Raw genomic sequence first — 1932 nt, 5'->3', positions numbered from 1 at the left:
TTTGTGTACGCCCAGCATGGGCATGAACTTATGAGGTGAAAGTCCTCTGTAGGAAGATCACCGTTTACCTTATTGGATCAATACAAGTAAACGATAACTACTAGTGAATGGCAAGGGCAAAATCGCGAGGTTTTGTCTGGAGGAAGCCGCTAGCAAAACTGCGAGCTGATGAACAAAAACCTCATATGAGGCGTAGGCTGAAGGCGAGCTGGCACAAGACAGCGAAGCCAAGTGATCTAACGGCCACCGTAAATGAGGCAGTTGCGCAGTGATAGTTCATGTTCTTATCTGGGGAGATCTGTTTACCGTGCGATCGGCCCAGCAACCAGTCAGGCTCTGGTATACAAGTGCCTCGGCCCTCAGAAGTCATCGCTCTGAGGGAGCAAACTAGATGAAAACCGATAGCGCGCTCAGGGGTAACTCTGAACGTGAGTAAACAGAAGTCAGCAGAGGGCATAGTAGCCAAATACCAGCCGTAATGGGCTGGACAAGGTGAAGGCCTAAACATTCAGAGAAAGGAGGAGCCTTGTCAAACTTGAATACACGAATGCCGACCGGCAATGACGTGACTCAGCGTATTGGCCTGAAGCCAGCCTTTAGCAACAATCTGTTCGAACAAATGCTCCAACCGGCAAACTTACAGCAGGCATGGAGACAAGTTCGGGCCAATAAAGGAGCCGCAGGAGTTGATGGCATGACCGTCGATGAGTTTCCTGCATGGGTAAAGTCAGGTGGCTGGGAGACGGTAAAGTCTGAGTTATATTCCGGCGATTACCAACCCAAACCCGTTCGGCGCGTTGAGATCGAGAAACCCGATGGAGGCAAGCGACTGCTTGGCATCCCAACGGTGACGGATCGCGTTATTCAACAAGCCATTGCTCAAGTGCTCACGCCCATTTTCGATCCAACCTTCTCAGAACACAGCTACGGGTTCCGAGCCGGACGAAATGGGCAACAAGCGGTGAAGCAGGTACAGCAAACCATTAAACAGAAACGGCGTATTGCCGTGGATGTTGATTTGTCTAAGTTCTTTGATCGTGTCAATCACGATTTGCTTATGTCGCTGTTGAACCGATGGGTTCATGACAAACAACTAAAGCAACTGATTGCACGATATCTTCGAGCTGGGTTTATCGATAACCAGCTTTTCCACGAGACGCGAGAAGGTGTACCGCAAGGTGGTCCATTATCACCGCTGCTGGCAAACATCATGCTTGACCCTCTGGACAAGGAACTGGAGCGGCGTAACCACAAGTTTGCTCGTTATGCTGATGATTTCATCATTCTGGTGAAAAGTCAGCGTGCCGGAGAACGTGTATTGCAAAGCGTCACTCACTACCTGCAAAACCGCTTAAAGCTTGTAATAAACACACAGAAAAGTAAGGTGGTGAAAACCAGTGAGAGTAAGTTCTTGGGATTTACATTCAAGAACGGACATATCAAATGGCACCCGAACACGCTGTTGAAATTTAAACAGCGAATACGGGAACTGACCAACCGAAACTGGGGCGTCAGCATGAGCTACCAGCTCTTTAAAACCAGCCAGTACATACGCGGCTGGATCAACTATTTTGGTATCGCCAATAGCTATCAGCTGTGCTGTGATCTGGATCACTGGATCCGACGCAGAGTACGAATGGCTTATTGGCGGCAATGGCGAAAGCCACGCACCAAGGTAAGAAACTTAATGAGATTGGGTGTACATGTTCAAGCCGCAGTTGCGTGTGGAGTTACTAGCAAAGGTCCGTGGCGAAGCTCTAAAACCCCCGGGATCAATCAGGCATTATCTAATGAATTTTTGACGAAGGCAGGTTTAGTGACACTTCGCGAGGGATGGATCAAGCTTCACTACTCTGAGTGAAACGCCCTGTGCGGATCCGCATGCAGGGTGTTGTGGGGACTGGAGGCTAGAAACCTCCGGTTACCCGATTA

General features: G+C 49.3%; 1 protein-coding gene. It reads left to right on the top strand.

The genetic code is table 11. The features are described 5' to 3' along the window. The first annotated feature begins 526 nt into the window (after window positions 1–526). Window positions 527–1861: a group II intron reverse transcriptase/maturase gene (gene ltrA / locus M0413_RS22515; RefSeq protein ID WP_249555726.1), complete on the top strand. Its 1335-nt coding sequence runs from the start codon at window positions 527–529 to the stop codon at window positions 1859–1861. Window positions 1862–1932 lie beyond the last annotated feature (71 nt).

Source organism: Shewanella sp. 8A (assembly GCF_023475945.1).
GTDB lineage: Bacteria > Pseudomonadota > Gammaproteobacteria > Enterobacterales > Shewanellaceae > Shewanella > Shewanella xiamenensis.
Note: the sequence above shows the minus strand (reverse complement) of the source record. Positions and strands in the feature narration are given on the sequence as shown.